Annotated in this window: 13 protein-coding genes and 1 pseudogene; 10 read left to right on the forward strand and 4 right to left on the reverse strand. The window is 39.9% G+C overall.

Features of this window, described 5'->3' with window-relative positions; translation table 11 throughout:
* Positions 1-290: 290 nt before the first annotated feature.
* From H6G92_RS39665 to H6G92_RS23675, 3 genes and pseudogenes are all read left to right on the forward strand, one after another.
* Positions 291-434, forward strand: a pseudogene (locus H6G92_RS39665) (transcriptional regulator); the annotation flags it as partial.
* 421 nt (positions 435-855) lie between these two features.
* Positions 856-2,409 (forward strand): DUF1565 domain-containing protein, encoded by a 1,554-nt coding sequence (locus tag H6G92_RS23670; RefSeq protein ID WP_190896475.1) that lies wholly within the window; start codon positions 856-858, stop codon positions 2,407-2,409.
* An 81-nt stretch (positions 2,410-2,490) separates the two neighbouring features.
* A complete protein-coding gene (locus H6G92_RS23675; RefSeq protein ID WP_242059291.1) occupies positions 2,491-3,303 on the forward strand; it encodes a hypothetical protein in 813 nt (270 codons plus the stop codon).
* Between the two features lie 17 nt (positions 3,304-3,320).
* On the opposite strand, the gene H6G92_RS23680 is transcribed toward H6G92_RS23675, so the two are convergent.
* Positions 3,321-5,429 (reverse strand): tetratricopeptide repeat protein, encoded by a 2,109-nt coding sequence (locus H6G92_RS23680; protein ID WP_190896356.1) that lies wholly within the window; start codon positions 5,427-5,429, stop codon positions 3,321-3,323.
* 287 nt (positions 5,430-5,716) lie between these two features.
* Between H6G92_RS23680 and H6G92_RS40445 the strand changes: the two genes are divergently transcribed.
* From H6G92_RS40445 to H6G92_RS23695, 4 genes are all read left to right on the forward strand, one after another.
* Positions 5,717-5,848 (forward strand): hypothetical protein, encoded by a 132-nt coding sequence (locus H6G92_RS40445; protein ID WP_277926779.1) that lies wholly within the window; start codon positions 5,717-5,719, stop codon positions 5,846-5,848.
* Between the two features lie 64 nt (positions 5,849-5,912).
* Complete coding sequence (locus tag H6G92_RS23685; RefSeq protein WP_190896358.1) at positions 5,913-6,173, forward strand: hypothetical protein; 261 nt, start codon at positions 5,913-5,915, stop codon at positions 6,171-6,173.
* Positions 6,174-6,304: 131 nt separating this feature from the next.
* Positions 6,305-6,697: a VanZ family protein gene (locus tag H6G92_RS23690; protein WP_190896360.1), complete on the forward strand. Its 393-nt coding sequence runs from the start codon at positions 6,305-6,307 to the stop codon at positions 6,695-6,697.
* A gap of 210 nt (positions 6,698-6,907) precedes the next feature.
* Positions 6,908-7,567 (forward strand): class I SAM-dependent methyltransferase, encoded by a 660-nt coding sequence (locus H6G92_RS23695; protein WP_190896362.1) that lies wholly within the window; start codon positions 6,908-6,910, stop codon positions 7,565-7,567.
* Between the two features lie 115 nt (positions 7,568-7,682).
* On the opposite strand, the gene H6G92_RS23700 is transcribed toward H6G92_RS23695, so the two are convergent.
* Both H6G92_RS23700 and H6G92_RS23705 read right to left on the reverse strand, forming a co-directional pair.
* Positions 7,683-9,470 (reverse strand): GmrSD restriction endonuclease domain-containing protein, encoded by a 1,788-nt coding sequence (locus H6G92_RS23700; protein WP_190896364.1) that lies wholly within the window; start codon positions 9,468-9,470, stop codon positions 7,683-7,685.
* A gap of 108 nt (positions 9,471-9,578) precedes the next feature.
* On the reverse strand, positions 9,579-10,562 hold the full coding sequence (locus H6G92_RS23705; protein WP_190896366.1) for a 1-aminocyclopropane-1-carboxylate deaminase/D-cysteine desulfhydrase: 984 nt from the start codon (positions 10,560-10,562) through the stop codon (positions 9,579-9,581).
* A gap of 220 nt (positions 10,563-10,782) precedes the next feature.
* Here H6G92_RS23705 and H6G92_RS23710 point away from each other — a divergent pair, with 220 nt between their 5' ends.
* The 3 genes from H6G92_RS23710 (at position 10,783) to H6G92_RS23720 (ending at position 14,963) form a co-directional block, all read left to right on the forward strand.
* The gene (locus tag H6G92_RS23710; RefSeq protein ID WP_190896368.1) at positions 10,783-12,504 is read left to right on the forward strand and encodes a diflavin flavoprotein; all 1,722 of its coding nucleotides are present in this window, start codon (positions 10,783-10,785) and stop codon (positions 12,502-12,504) included.
* Between the two features lie 99 nt (positions 12,505-12,603).
* A complete protein-coding gene (locus tag H6G92_RS23715) occupies positions 12,604-13,116 on the forward strand; it encodes a phosphate-starvation-inducible PsiE family protein (RefSeq protein ID WP_190730480.1) in 513 nt (170 codons plus the stop codon).
* A gap of 113 nt (positions 13,117-13,229) precedes the next feature.
* Positions 13,230-14,963 carry a diflavin flavoprotein gene (locus H6G92_RS23720; protein ID WP_190896370.1) on the forward strand — a complete coding sequence of 578 codons (1,734 nt, stop codon included), beginning with the start codon at positions 13,230-13,232 and terminating at the stop codon, positions 14,961-14,963.
* Between the two features lie 85 nt (positions 14,964-15,048).
* Here the strand turns inward: H6G92_RS23720 and H6G92_RS23725 are convergent, their stop codons facing one another.
* Positions 15,049-15,366 carry a hypothetical protein gene (locus tag H6G92_RS23725; protein WP_390625520.1) on the reverse strand — a complete coding sequence of 106 codons (318 nt, stop codon included), beginning with the start codon at positions 15,364-15,366 and terminating at the stop codon, positions 15,049-15,051.
* Between the last annotated feature and the right edge of the window lie 236 nt (positions 15,367-15,602).

Below are 15,602 nucleotides of genomic sequence, written 5' to 3' on the forward strand. Positions count from 1 at the left end.
AGCGGTCAAATGCTTGGATGGAAAGATGCAAAATCCTCGTCAAGAACTTTGAGAGAACTTTAGCGAATGCGACTGCCAAGGTTAATCTTTGTTTTATTCGGTTGATGGTTAAGAGGCTTGCTGCACCTTCTTAGATGTCAAATGGGTTCTATAGAATAATCATTGTTTTTGGGTTTAAAGGATTTTCCTAACCCTGGTAGATCCTAAACAATTACTCGGAAGCGATGTCTACGACGGGCTACGCCTACGCTCAATTGTCGCTTGGCATAATACCATTTTTATCTCGTTAGCCCAAAGGCACTAATGCTTATTACGAGATTGCCGATCCAATGATTTTTGAACTTTGTGAGTTAGCTTGCGATCGCATTAGTGAGCACATGCAACAGCAGGCTGAAAACATGAAAGCCCTTCGGAGTAAAACAGCAGTTTTTTGAACAAAAATATTTGCTACCCTCAATAGCGATCGCACTTTTGACAGGGTGTAATGAATTTGGAGGCTGATCGCATTCCAAATCTAACGCACGGTTTCTCACAAAGCCTTTGAGAACTTGGATTTAGATAATTTATTAAGTTTTAAAACTTCTCTTACTTGAAATTACTTGATAACTGTAAAGTTTTTAACTCATCAAAATGTGAGATTGGAAATCGAAACTTGAGCTTCAGAACTCGGAACGCCAAGATGAGAACTCGGAATGTTGCATGAGAGTCTATAACTTGTGTGTACAGATTATCCGCTTTCAAGAAAAAGTAACGTGGATGTATTTTTTACACACAAGGATACTACTTTGAAAAAGTTTGCTACAAGTAGTGTTATTTATGATTGTCATAATTAAAACAACCGACTCTCAACTATCAATGGTGAACTCTACCCTCGTTGTCACACTCTATATCAACCCTATGACAGGGAATGATACCAATACTGGTTCACGGTTGAGTCCGTTTAAAAGTCTCACCCGTGCCTTGAAAGTAACCAAAATCCCCACAATAATTCATCTGGAGTCGGGGATTTACAGCGCTGCTAGTGGTGAGGTGTTCCCACTGGTTATCCCTGAAGGGGCGACAGTGGTGGGTAACGAAGCGAACAAAGGTTCAGGGATTGTAATTTCCGGCAGTGGTGAGTATCAAAGTCCCAGCTTTGGTATACAAAATATTACGCTTCTCTTACTAGATAATGCCAGTCTTTTAGGTGTAACTGTCACCAATCCCTCAACCAAAGGTACTGGTATCTGGATTGAAGCCGCTGCACCTACTTTAGCTAACAATACTTTGAAGGACTGTGGGCGGGAAGCCGTGTTTACCACCGGTACTGCCAAACCCGCAATTTTAGATAATATATTTGTGCAAAATTCTGCTAGTGGGTTAGTGATAGCAGGTCATAGCCAGGGAGAAGTACTGGGGAATGTATTTGAAAGAAACCCTTTAGGTATAGTAATTAGTGACTTTGCCGCTCCCGCGATCGCAAATAACAAATTATCAGAAAATCGTACCGCGATCGCACTTTCTCGCAACGCCCAACCTGTGCTGCGCCAAAATCTCATTGTTAAAAATACCCAAGGTGGTCTATTAGTCAATGGTAATGCCATCCCTGACTTAGGTAATACCGAAGATCCCGGTGATAATATTTTTCGTGATAATAGTGAATTTGATTTACACAATGCTACTGCACAAAAGCTGATTTCCGTAAGTAATCAATTAAATCCTACTCTAGTTAAGGGCTTGGTTGAATTGATCCCAGCCAATGGAGTAGCCGTTAGCACTACTTCCTCAGATACCCCGACAGAATCCCCATCTCAAAAACTCCCCTTGCCCTCCCCTCCCAGCCCCGCGTCTCTTCAGCTAGATGGACATTGGGCAAAACCATTTATTCAGGCATTAGTGAGCATGGATTTAACTCATGCTTTTGCCGATGGTAGCTACCAGCCAGATCAACCCATGACTCGCGCCCAGTATGCAGTTCTGGTGGCGATCGCCTTTAACCCATTTCCCAAAATCTCAGCACCTGATTTTACAGATGTACCCAAGGATTTTTGGGCTTATAGCGCTATCCAAATCGCGGCTAGCGGTGGCTTTGTTGGCGGATTTAGCGATCGCACTTTTCGCCCCGATCAAAATGTCCAACGACTACAGGTGATTGTCTCCCTAGTAAACGGACTGGGACTACCAGCTGTTGATAGCGATATTTTAGAAGTATACAGCGATCGTCATATCATTCCCGACTATGCCCGAAAAGCTGTTGCCACTGCTACACAACAACAAATCATCGTCAATTACCCAGATCCTAAACTGCTTTCACCTTCACGTCCGGCAACACGCGCCGAAGTTGCAGCAATGGTTTATCAGGCATTAGTCGCCATTGGGCGAACATCTGCGATTAAATCAGTCTATGTAGGGTTGCATTCCAGAAGTTGACAAGTAGAATAGGAAACACTGCCTATTGGCTTGGTAACTCTTGGAAAAAAAACCATGTAGTTAAAAGCACGTTAGGCTAATATGCGATGGGTGACAATCTTAGACCTATTGCCTAAAGCTAATAGCCCCATGTTAACAACACTTTCAGATACTTCTGCCAACTTAGCGATCGCCTTATTAATTAACTATAGTTTTGATCTCAGTGGGTATAGTGCCAATGAGCTAGTTGAGCGTTGGCAAACGCAATACCCACTCAATTGGCTACACCTGGCAGTGATTGAGGCACTATATCAAGGTCGTTATAAAGCTGTTTCCGTGCAGCAAATTTTAGTATTTTGGCAGCGCCGGGATCAGGCTACATATCATTTCAACATGGAATTTGAACGGATGATTTGTAGCAAATTTCCCCAAAGTTTAACCTCAGCGCCTGCTCCAACCCTACCGCTAATCAAGAAAAACCCTACTCTAGAGAAAGTCACCAGTCCTCAATTACCACCTGCTAAGATTCGCAACGGCTATCAAAAAACCAATACTGCAACTCTACAACTGAAAAGTTACGAACATAAAACATCTTTAAGTGAAGAAGAAAGCAAAGAGGAAGCTAGGGAGAATAAAACTGTCCTGAGGTCTCCCCTTTCTGGAAAATTTGCTTCTTCGGCAACGCTTCAGTTATCGTCTGCTGTTGGCCAAAGGCAAACTTCACAAGAAAGTCCACCAGCTTCTCCATCACCAATTCCTCATCAACGACAGCCAAAACTGCTCCCGCCTGCTGCTATTCATGCCCCAATCGGGCAATTTACTCCAGAAAAAAGCGATCGCTCTGAGTCTTTCACATCTAAACTCAAAGCGATGTCTGGCGAACAGAATCCGCCAATTGGGGGGAGTGGGGAGTAATTAATGTTTTTAGGTTTTTACTCTGCAACTAACTGCTTAAAGCGCTCATCATCGGCAATATCATCAAAATCTAGGTCACTTGCTGCGTCTTCTTTATACCTGGGATTAAGTTCAATTGCTTGTTGTAGAGTTAGCAGAGATAGTTCAACTTGTCTTTGCAGTGCGTAACAGGCTGCTTTATTGTAATAGGCACTGGCATAATCTGGCTTAATTTCTAAGGCTTTGTTAAAACTAGCGATCGCTTCATCATCGCGTCCCAATATTACCAAGGTATAACCGCGTTTATCCCAAATTTTGGGAGAATCGGGTTGGAATTCCAGCGCTTTATCAAAAGACGCTATTGCCTCTTCATATTGTTCTAATGTTACTAGAGAAAGACCGCGATTCAACCAAGCAACGGCATCATCAGGCTTGATTTGTGTAGCTTCATCAAATGAGGCAAAAGCTTGCTGATGCTGTTGTAAGTTACCAAAAGCAACGCCGCGATCGCACCAAGCTTGATGATAATTTGGCTGAATCTGAATAGCTCTATCATAGGATGCGATCGCATCTTTGTAGCGTTTCAACCTTCCTAGAGTTAGACCTCGTTTTAACCAAGCCACAGGTTCATCAGATTTAATTCTAACCGCTTGGTTGTAAGCTGCGATCGCATCCTCATAACGCCTTTGGGAAAACAGCCCATCTCCCTGTTGTAGATACTCATCAGCAGTGAATTCTGGTTGTTGTAGCTGTTCCTGTATTTCTTCCTCAACTTCAGAATTCACAACCTCTGGCATGGATGCAGGTGTCATTTCAACCTCAACTTCAGAATTCACTGCCTCTGGCATGGATGCAGATGCCATCTCCACCAGTTCTTGAAGGATGAGATCCTTTCTTTGTTGGGCATCCAATTGCAACTCAGAGAGTTGAGAGACAAACTCAGCTTCTAATTTTTCTAACTTCTCCAAAATGAGAATCTTTTGTTGTTGAGCATTCCATTGTAATTCTGAAAATTGTGAACTAAACTCAGAACCAGATTTCTCTAAATTTCCAATTATTAGCTCTTTGCATTTTTGAGCATCTACTTGTAATTCAGATAGTTGAGCAGCAAATTCTGACTGCAATGCTGCTAAACTCTCAACAACTTTATATTTTTGTTCTTGAGCATCTACCTGTAATTCAGATAATTGAAATTTCAATTCTTTATCTAGTATTCCTAAATTTTCAAATATTATATCCTTTTGGTTTTGAGCATCTACCTGTAATTTCGATAATTGTTCGGCAAATTCTGAATGCAATTTTGTTAAGCTTTGAATAGCTATATATTTTTCATTTTGAGCATCAGACTGCCATACAGAAAGTTGAGATGTGAACTCAGACCTTGAAACTTCTAAATCAGCAACGGCTAGTTCTTGCTGTTGTTGCACACCTAACTTTAAATTAGACAGTTCGTCTGCCATGACAGATGCTAATTGTCCTAGATTTTCCAGTGCTATATCTCTTTGTTGTTGAGCATCAAACTCTAACTTAGATAACCCAGAAGCAAATTTTGACTCTAAAGTTTGTATATTTTCTTGAGATTTTTTCAGTTCATTTTCTAATCTACTTAAAACCTGTGCTTTAGCTAAATCTAGTTCAGATGTAAGATTAGATAAATTTTCTTGACCGTTGTAAATTTTTTGTTGTAAAGCAGCCGTTTCCTGCTCTAATTCAGAATTTATTCTTTTAGCCTCTTGAAGAGTATTTTCAGCCTCTTGCTTAACAGTGGTTAGCTGATTTTGTAATTTTTCTATTCCCTGTAGTTGTTGCATTGCTCTCTCAACAATTTCACGGATTATTACCCGTCGTAATAGCCAAAGTAAAGCAATGACTGCCACTGGAAATAGACTTAATATAACTAGCCAGATATTGATTAGAATAGTTGTACGGCTAAAAGCTCTCTTTAAATCAGATTGAACTTGCTTTTCGGCTCGTAGTCGCGCTAGTTCTTCCCGTTCCTGATTCAATAAGACTGGAGCAGGAGTTAGTACTGGGGAAGTTAATGGTGCAGATTGTCCACTGGCAATACCAGTGCATAGCATTAAGGGTAAAAATACAATAGTGCTTTTTACAATTAAAGCGAAAACAACTTGATTTTTGCTCTTCATAACAACCATCTCAGTCTGTTGGTCAGTATTTGAAGCGGCGTGCTTCTCTCCAATCTATAACAGAATTAAGTAGTTAAATGTTGTAGAGATAGTGGGAAATGGTGAACAATCCTTAACTCATCCGTTCCCTCATCCGCTACTGTACGTAAAAGTTCCGGGTGGAGTGCGGTCAAGTTTTTAACAATTTTTTGTGAAGTACCATTATAACATTACTAAGTTGTAGCTACTGCCAAAGACGGCAAAAACCAAGCAGCACAAATAAGATTTATCAACTTGTAGAATACAAATTGCAAGAGCATCGACGCTTTATTAGACCATCCACCGAACTAGGTTCGGACTTTGTTCCTACAGATGCTAGGGCGCTGAAAGTGGAATTTACACCTGTACGCGAAGTGCCAAGTGTAGGTACTTCGCACTAACATTAGATTATCTATGGTAGGTAGATTACTGATCGTCAAATTAACTTAACAAAGGCGGTAGAAAATGAGTCGCATAAATCCTTATACACTGCAATTGCAGATTACCCGAATGTTTGAGCAAGGGCAATCATTTTTTGCCACAACCAAGGTACAGGAATGGTTGAAAGAACGCAAACACAATCCAGAAGATTATGAGATTATTTTCCATAAAAAACCCGCGCCTCCTGGTTCAAAAGAAGTGATGGTAGTGGAAATTGAATTACGCCGCAAAGATGGACAACCTGTAGATCCTTGGTTGCAAGAACAAGCAAATCTCCATGCTTGATTTTTAGAACTAGCAATTTTCAATTTAAATTCATATTGTCTTGACAGAATTTACCAAAATAGAGCGTTCCCAATTGCGGAACGCTCTTTGTTATCTTTGTATTGCTCATAAATACTTTTAAATGTATCACAATGAAATCTAATCAGCGCTGGGTTTTTGCATTTTGGGTTTACTTTGTAATTTTGATGTCCATCTCTATGTCAGCCTACCTAAGAATTATCCCCACTGAAATATCACAAATCCCGTATTCCGATACAATTTTGCATTTCTTATTGTTAGGAATTGCTGCTTACTTAGGCCATCTGGCATTAAACAAACGTAAGATTCAAATATTGAATATTTATCTGCCTCTAGCACCATTGATTGTGATATTTTTTTGTATAGTTGATGAGATAATTCAACTATTTACACCCTATCGTAGCTTTGATTTAGTTGACTTAGGCGCTGACCTGTGCGGTATTGTATTATTTACCTGGTTGGCAGAAAGACAAAACTTGAACAAATCTGAAAAAATTCAACCTTGAAAAGACTATACTGATAAATTCTATTTCTGTGTTTGTCCTTTTGCTCTTACTGTGGTAGCTTGCGGTAAGTTGCTACGTGTGTATGTTAATCAAAATCACCCAATCAGGTGAGTCAAATGGGTGAGGTACAAGAAACGCAAATTATCGTACCTTAAGGCTATAAATGGTTGCTTGACACACCAATTTATAGCCTCAAAATTTAGGAAGTGGATGATGACCGTAAACCAAATTATTGGAGATTCACAAAATCAAATTTTTGCCAACTTTGGGAAACGTTTTTTCGCCTGGATGATGGCTCAAAGTAGCAGCACGTATGATAAAATTGTACATGAGCGCAAACGTTCTCTTTTTGCTAATCTCCAAGGGAAGGTCTTAGAAATCGGCCCAGGAACAGGCCCTAACCTACCCTACTACCCTAAAGATATCCACTGGATAGGAATTGAGCCAAACCCACACATGCATTCCTATCTTCAAAAACAAGCTGAAAAACTGGGCTTAAATATCGACCTTAGAATTGGTAATGCTGAATGGTTAGATGCTGAAGATAACAGCATAGATACTGTTGTTAGTACCTTAGTTTTGTGTTCAGTGCCAAATATAGATTATACTTTACAGGCAATTTTAAGAGTACTCAAACCAGGTGGACGCTTCTTATTTATTGAACATGTCGCCGCACCTCAAGGAACTGTATTGCGACAGCTACAAAGCAGAGTTAGCCCGATTTGGAAAGTGATAGGTGATGGTTGTCATCCAGACAGAGAAACGTGGATAGCCTTAGGAAATGCTGGTTTTACTAGTGTCCATTATGAGCGATTTGATGCACAATTGCCGATTGTTAGTCCTCATATTATCGGCGTAGCGACCAAATGAAAGAACTCTTAGGGATTGCTGAATAAAAGTATGAATATCTCACGCACAGGAGCAAGTGTGTAGAGCAAATTCATATATTCACCCAGCAATGCCTCTTTTTTGGAAAAGTGTTTATTTAGGAATAAATATTATCTGTGCGATCGCCCATATCAAAAACATTAAATTCAATCCCGTCTAACTTCAGCCTCAAAGCCTCTAATAAAAGATTTACTCTTTCCTCAATAAAAATTGTTAGGGCGTTTTCAGGAAGTGCATCGGCTCTTGACCATTCAAGAATAATTGTCGGTATAAGATGAGAACGTAGCACCGCCTCTAAACCAGGTTCGTCATATTCTTTGAGATAATCTAATGGATTTTTATCGCTAATTTTCAAATTAGTGATTTGAGACAGATAAGCAATATTCATCATGCTGTCACATTCTATTTGATTAGCAATGCCACTTTGTTTAATAAAGTTAACTGGAAATATATGATGTAAGTTAGGCTTATCTGTTAGCAAATAATAAACATCAGACAAAATATCTCTATGAGGTTTTGCCCAATCTTGCGGCTTATGGTTTGCATAAAGTGATAGTATTGCTCTGGATAAGCGACCTCTATAACTGTAGAAAGATTTTCTTATCGAATTTTTATCAATATTAAATTTATTGAATGAGTAAGTACTATTAGCCTTTTGTTGATTAACAAAGTATATATGTTCCCAGAGGTGAGTAGTGTTTGTTAGTAAATCTACATTATGAAAACTATAATACCAAAAATATTTATTTAAAAAACTATAATCTGGTTTATCATTCCGATAAAAGTATGCTGTAATAGTCAGGTATAAATATCGGTAAGGGATTAATCTTCCACCTTTAATATGCAAAATATTATCAAAGAAATCAAAAGTTTTAGCAACGGCTGTTTTAAAATTAGACCATACAGCTTCAATATGTTCTGTTTTTAGCTTATTAAGATACATATCAGTAATATTTTGTATTCCAGCTTCAGGAAATTCAAGTTTTACTACTACAGCTAGCATCTGTAGCAATGTCCAATTATCAATATTGGCATATTGACTACTAGACATAGTTTTTTTAAATTTATCAAATAATTCCCGAAGATAGAAACCAGAGATATTACTTGTCTTATTTTCAGAACGAAAAGTCTTAGCAACTACAATATCAAAAATATCCAAGGGTTTACCAGCTTGATTAATCCGCTCAAATATTTGACACACTTCTGCAACTTCAATACCTCGTAACTCAATGAAAGAAATTTTATAACTATATAAGACTTCTCTAATCCTTCTCAACTGTTGCATATAGGGATTTTCAAAGTCACCGTATCCATTTTTATGAAGATTTCTTTCTATTTCCCCAGGATTTTTAATAATATCTATTAAACTGATAATTAGTTTATCTTGATAACGGTTTTTTCTCCCAGTATTTGCTGTAAGCTTACCATCTCTATCATCGATTTCGTCCCAAAACAAAAACCTTTTTGCATAGTTTGTGTCATCCGTTGGATCAGTAAGTTTAATAGTCAAGTCTATATATAGTGTTGGATCAAAGTTTTCGTTATTAGCAATTTTACCCTTGCCCCCATGTATTGATGTTAATAGAGAAGTTGTTCTTTGTTGTCCATCTAAAATGTATTGGTATTCATTCGAGTGAAAATTATCAGCAAACTTTATACCACCTATTTCTCTATGACTTTCTAGCTTGGTATTAGTTTTCCAAATTAAAATACTTCCTAAAGGGTAAAACTTATAGATACTATCCCAAAGTTTTTTAACATTATCTTTCTCCCAGACAACATCTCTTTGAAAGGTTGGAATTTGATATTTATTTGATAGAAGATTTTCCAAATAGAGAGCAATACTCTGATCCTCCGCCTTAATGCGTTCAGTAGATGTAAACATTGAATTAACCTTATCTAAGTTTTAGTAAATATCAAGATTGGTGTCTGAATTTCACCGATTTTAGTAAAATTCCATACAAAGCTAACTGATATTTAGTTAAGTGGCAACTCAGATTTTAGAAAATCTCTGCAAACTTTTCTCCATGCCAAGGTTGCCCTGTAAGCCGCCTGTGTGTACCAGCAACAAGCGATGCCTGCGGCAACCCCTTTGGGGAACGCCTTTACTAAAAAATCCCTGCTTTAGTAAATCCATCACTCCGTAAAACATTTTGGCGGTATATACGTAATCGAGGGGTACGCCATGTTCCTGTGTGAACTGCTGGCTGAATAGTAGTAACTCATCATTCACCTTTGCATAGCCGCCGAAGTGGTAATCACATACCAATTCCCAGGAAGCGGGAGAACTATATGGTGAGGGTAAATCAGAGGCGAGGTAATTTGTCAATAGATTTTCGATTTCTTGGGCGAGAAATGCCCCATTTTTCAATACAGGAAAAGCGATCGCTCTTTGTCTTTCATGCAACGAAAGCACAATACCTGCAAGAGTGGTGGCTGTACCGCAGGCTACGCATATATGATCAAATGCGTAGGCGCAGCCAGCCGTAGGCATCGCACGATCAATTATCTCTGTACAGCCGCGCACACCATTTAAATTACTCCCGCCTTCGGGAATAATAAACACCTCGCCGAAACGTTGTCGCAGATATTCCTCTAAGGCTGGTGTGTTGCGCTGTCGATACATCTCGCGGTTCAGATACACAACCTGCATACCCTGTTGTACAGCAAAACTCAGCGTTGGATTCAATGGTAGCCTCTCCTCGCCACGAATTACACCAATGGTACGGAATCCGAAAAGATTACCAGCCGCCGCAGTTGCATAGATGTGATTGGAATAAGCGCCGCCAAAGGTTAGCAGCGTCGTGAAATTTTTCTCCTTGGCTTCCAAAAGATTGTATTTCAGCTTAAACCATTTATTGCCGTTAACCCACGGGTGCATAAGATCGAGGCGTAACACATATAAATCAACACCAGCGTGGCGGGCGATTTCGCTGTTGATTTGTTGTAGAGGAGGAGCAATAAAGGTTAACGACATGTGTCAACATTCTAACTTAGAATTTACATTCTCTCACGTTCATTATTGAACATAAAAGTAATGATAAACATTGAGGAATTCAATGGTAAGCCAATCAAAATGAGGAATAAATCTTTCTGATGATTAGCTTTAGAAATTGGCATTTTACTAATTGAATGTTTCAGGTAAATATAAGAAACATAACGCTCGCTCCAGATAATATTCTTTTTGGAGAAAAGAAATGGTTGCACTTACTCAAGTTATTTCCAATCCTGGACGATTGACGATTGAAACTGTTGAAATTGCTCCTCAAACGACAGCTATCCGTTGTCTCGACTGGGATAGAGAACGTTTTGATATCGAGTTTGGTTTACGGAATGGTACAACCTATAATTCTTTCTTAATTCAAGGAGAAAAAGTTGCCTTAGTTGACACATCTCACCGTAAGTTTGAGGAATTATATCTTGAGGTAGTGGCGGGATTAATTGATCCGGCTAAAATAGATTACTTAATTATCAGCCACACGGAACCAGACCACAGTGGATTAGTAAAAAATATTTTGCAATTAGCTCCCTCAATTACTGTTGTGGGTGCAAAGGTGGCTATTCAATTTTTAGAAAATATGGTTCACCAGCCTTTTAAATCAATACAGGTGAAAAGTGGAGAGCGATTAGATTTAGGCAACGGACACGAATTAGAATTTATCTCTGCACCTAATTTACACTGGCCTGACACAATATTGACTTATGATCACAAAACTTGCACTCTTTACACTTGCGATGTGTTTGGGATGCACTACTGCGATGACCACACCTATGATGAAAATATTACTTTAATAGAGGAAGATTTTCACTATTACTATGATTGTCTCATGGGTCCCAATGCCCGATCTGTCTTGGCAGCTTTAAAGCGGATTGAAAAGTTAGATATAAAAATAGTTGCCACGGGACATGGCCCTTTATTACAACACTATATCTCCGAATGGCTTGTACGCTATCAAAACTGGAGTTTAGAACAAGCAAAAACAGAGACATTAGTGGCTCTATTTTATGTTGAAGATTACGGGCATAGCGAGTATTTAGTCCGTTCCATAGCACATGGATGCGTGAAAACAGGGGTGGCAGTAGAATTAGTAGACCTCAATAGTGCCGAGCCTCAAGAAGTTCGAGAACTAGTTGCACAAGCTTCTGGTTTAGTAATTGCAATGCCACCGCAATCTTCGGTGATGATTCAAGCTGCTTTAAGTACAATTTTAGCTGCTGTTCACAAGAAGCAAGCAATTGGTTTATTAGAGTCAGGAGGGGGAGAAGATGAACCTGTTTATCCTTTACGTAATAAGTTTCAAGAACTGGGATTAACTGAAGCTTTTCCTCCTATCTTAGTTAAAGAAATTCCTACACAAGCAACGGAACAACTTTGTGATGAAGCGGGGACAGATATGGGTCAATGGTTGACCCGCGATCGCACCATTAAACAAATCAAATCTATCAATACGGAGCTAGAAAAAGCTTTAGGGCGGATTAGCACAGGATTGTATATTATCACCGCTAAAAAAGGAGAAGTTCAGAGTGCCATGTTTGCTTCTTGGGTGACACAAGCGAGTCTTGAGCCTTTAGGAGTAGCGATCGCAGTCTCCAAAGACCGGGCAATTGAATCCTTGATGCACGTTGGCGATCGCTTTGTTTTAAATGTTTTAGAAGAAGGCAAATATCAAGGACTAATGAAACATTTCCTCAAGCGTTTTGCTCCTGGTGCAGACCGATTTGCTGGAGTGAAAACATATCCAGCGAAAAATGAATCGCCCGTTTTAGCTGAAGCTTTGGCTTACATGGAATGTGAAATTACTAGCCGTATGGATTGTGGGGATCATTGGGTAATTTATAGCACAGTCCAAACTGGAAGAGTTGCCAATCTACATGCACTTACTGCCGCTCATCACCGCAAAATTGGCAATCATTACTAATTGGTCATTGGTCATTCTCGTTGTCTCCTCACAGACGCGATGAATCGCGTCTCTACCCACTCTTGTACAGACGCGATTCATCGCGTCTCCCAAAAAACTATGTATAAATCTGTTGAAAACACCCCGATTACGATGTACGAAATCAATCGTGGGCGCGTCGTGCGAACCTTGGAATTTATCCAAGATGTGATTGTAATTTCTTTGTGTATCGGTTTATTTAGCTTCATGGTGCTTCAGGTGAGAGATATGTTTCTCTCGTTGCTTCCACCTCTAGATTTTCATGCGGTTACTGCCGATATTCTCTTTTTACTTATCTTAGTTGAGCTATTCCGACTGCTGATTATTTACCTACAGGAACATCGAGTATCTATTGGGGTAGCTGTTGAAGTTTCCATCGTTTCCGCCTTGCGAGAAGTCATTGTTAAAGGTGTTCTAGAAACAAGTTGGAGTCAAGTTTTAGCAACTTGTGCCTTTTTACTAGTCCTGGGAGTACTATTGTTCCTCCGAGTTTGGCTACCCCCTACCTTTGAAGGTATCGATCCCGAACAAGAAGTCTCTAAACGCTATAGAAGCCGAGCCAAGTCTGAATTAATACAAAACAATGGTCATTAAAAATAGGGAGTAGGTAGAGACGCGATTAATCGTGTCTTTAGGGAGGAGAATCTTCTGCTATGTCTAATGCCTAATTCCCAATTCCCAATTCCCCATTATTAACAGAGGTTATTATGTCTACTGCCACATTAACGTCCAACCATAGCAGAGATGTACAAGTTGTTGAAATTGGTAAAAATACTCTGATTCTGCGATCGCGGACTTGGGACACATTAAAATTTGAGGTGGAGTATTCCCGCCAACGGGGAACTACAGCGAATTCTTATCTGATTCAAGCTGATAAAAAAGCTTTAATTGACCCTCCTGGCGAATCTTTTACCGAAATTTACCTTCAGCAACTTGCACAACATTTAGATTTCACCACGCTAGATTACATTGTTCTCGGTCATGTCAACCCAAACCGCAGCGCAACTCTGCAAGTATTGCTCTCTCAGGTTCCTCAAGCCACTATAATTTGTTCTCGCCCCGCCGCCAATGCTCTCAAAACCGCCTTTCCCGAATTGGAGTCACGCATCCAAGCGGTGCGGGGGGATACTCTAGATTTAGGACAAGGACATCATCTATCATTTGTCACCGTACCAACTCCCCGGTGGGCAGATGGACTTTGTACTTATGATTCCGCCACAAAAATTCTCTACACAGATAAACTTTTCGGCGCTCATATTTGCGAAGATACTTTGTTTGATGAAGATTGGAAGGGGTTAGATGCGGAACGTCGTTACTATTTTGAATGTCTTCATGCACCCCAAGCCAAACAAGTTGAAGTAGCCTTAGATAAGTTGTCGGTTTTGGGAGCCAGATGTTATGCCCCAGCACACGGGCCAGTTGTCCGTTACAGCCTGAGTCGTTTTACCTATGATTACCGTCAATGGTGTCAAGGGCAAAAATCTCAAGAGTTGAGTGTCGCTTTGCTTTATGCTTCTGCTTATGGAAATACAGCAATTCTGGCGAATGCGATCGCTCAAGGTTTGATCCAAAATGGAGTTAATGTAGAATCAATCAACTGTGAACTAGCAGACTCAGCAGAGATTAACCGCATTGTAGAAACTTGCGATGGCTTAATTATCGGCTCACCCACTTTAGGCGGACATGCACCTACTCAAATTCAAACTGCTTTAGGAATAGTTCTCTCGGTGGCGGCTAAAACTAAGTTAGCAGGGGTTTTTGGTTCCTACGGTTGGAGTGGCGAGGCAATAGATTTAATCGAAAGCAAGCTCAAAGATGCAAATTATCAACTAGGGTTTGAAACACTTCGGGTGCGTTTCAGTCCTACTCCTGAGATTCTTCAGCAGTGTCAAGAAGCAGGTGCTTTGTTTGCCCAAAACTTGAAGAAAACCAAAAAACTCCGTACTTCCCGCCAGATTGTGACAGAAACCCATGTAGATCGTACCGAACAAGCTGTGGGGCGGATCATTGGTTCTCTGTGTGTTGTGACAACTCGTGATGAAGAAACTCACAAAGGGGTTTTAACTTCTTGGGTATCGCAGGCAACTTTTAACCCACCAGGAATTATGATTGCGATCGCTAACGAGCAAAATGCAGAGTTAATGCATCATCCTGGTGATAAATTTGTACTGAATATCCTCAAAGAAGGAAGAAATGTGCGACGCTATTTTTCTCGTCACAGCACTTTAGGCGATAATCCCTTTGCGAATCTTGACACAAAAACTGCTCTTAATGGTTGTTTGATTTTGAATGAGGCATTAGCCTATTTAGAATGTACGGTGCAAAATCAACTTGAATGTGGCGATCGATGGTTAATTTATGCCGTCATCGATCACGGTGAAGTGTTGGAAAATGAAGGTGTCACTGCTTTAGAACATCGTAAATCAGGCAGCTATTATTAATCTGATTTTTCACAGTATGTGGAAAACCTCTCTCCTAAGAGGAGAGAGACTTTGAATTTTCCCGCTTCCCGCGTCGGGAAGGAGGTTAGAGGGTTAGGTTTTTCGTGGGCTTTCCTACATAACGTGAAAAGTCAATTACACATAAGTCTTTTAGAGTTGCAATGGCATTGTTTCGACTAACAATGCGATTGTTTTGACTAACAATGCGGTTGTTTTGACTAACAATGCGGTTGTTTTGACTAATAATGTGATTGTTTCGACTGACAATGCAATTGTTTCGACTAACAATGCGATTGTTTCGACTGATAATGCAATTGTTTCGACTAACAATGTGATTGTTTCGACTAACAATGCGATTGTTTCGACTAACAATGCGATTGTTTCGCTTAAATAAATCTCGCACTGCGTTTCTATTCCGCCTCGGAATGAATTCCGAGTCTCAGAGCTACTGTCCACTCAAGTAGACTAAATAATTAATTCAGTCCACTTGAGTGGACTTGAGCTATCAGCCCTGAACTTCAGTTCTGGGCGGGATGTCGGTAAGTGCGACAGTTTCACTTTAACAAAGCCTTACAAAGAGAAAAGCTTGCTCGGTGGTTAAGCTTTTCAGGAACTTTACCCATTTTCGGTTCATCTTAG

Source organism: Nostoc foliaceum FACHB-393 (assembly GCF_014698505.1).
GTDB classification, from domain to species: domain Bacteria; phylum Cyanobacteriota; class Cyanobacteriia; order Cyanobacteriales; family Nostocaceae; genus Nostoc; species Nostoc foliaceum_A.

What these genes read in the sequence shown, in the direction of transcription:
- H6G92_RS23670 (WP_190896475.1), top strand. Translation starts at nt 856, where the DNA reads ATGGTGAACTCTACCCTCGTTGTCACACTCTATATCAACCCTATGACA.
- H6G92_RS23675 (WP_242059291.1), top strand. Translation starts at nt 2,491, where the DNA reads ATGCGATGGGTGACAATCTTAGACCTATTGCCTAAAGCTAATAGCCCC.
- H6G92_RS23680 (WP_190896356.1), bottom strand. Translation starts at nt 5,429, where the DNA reads ATGAAGAGCAAAAATCAAGTTGTTTTCGCTTTAATTGTAAAAAGCACT.
- H6G92_RS23685 (WP_190896358.1), top strand. Translation starts at nt 5,913, where the DNA reads ATGAGTCGCATAAATCCTTATACACTGCAATTGCAGATTACCCGAATG.
- H6G92_RS23690 (WP_190896360.1), top strand. Translation starts at nt 6,305, where the DNA reads ATGAAATCTAATCAGCGCTGGGTTTTTGCATTTTGGGTTTACTTTGTA.
- H6G92_RS23695 (WP_190896362.1), top strand. Translation starts at nt 6,908, where the DNA reads ATGATGACCGTAAACCAAATTATTGGAGATTCACAAAATCAAATTTTT.
- H6G92_RS23700 (WP_190896364.1), bottom strand. Translation starts at nt 9,470, where the DNA reads ATGTTTACATCTACTGAACGCATTAAGGCGGAGGATCAGAGTATTGCT.
- H6G92_RS23705 (WP_190896366.1), bottom strand. Translation starts at nt 10,562, where the DNA reads ATGTCGTTAACCTTTATTGCTCCTCCTCTACAACAAATCAACAGCGAA.
- H6G92_RS23710 (WP_190896368.1), top strand. Translation starts at nt 10,783, where the DNA reads ATGGTTGCACTTACTCAAGTTATTTCCAATCCTGGACGATTGACGATT.
- H6G92_RS23715 (WP_190730480.1), top strand. Translation starts at nt 12,604, where the DNA reads ATGTATAAATCTGTTGAAAACACCCCGATTACGATGTACGAAATCAAT.
- H6G92_RS23720 (WP_190896370.1), top strand. Translation starts at nt 13,230, where the DNA reads ATGTCTACTGCCACATTAACGTCCAACCATAGCAGAGATGTACAAGTT.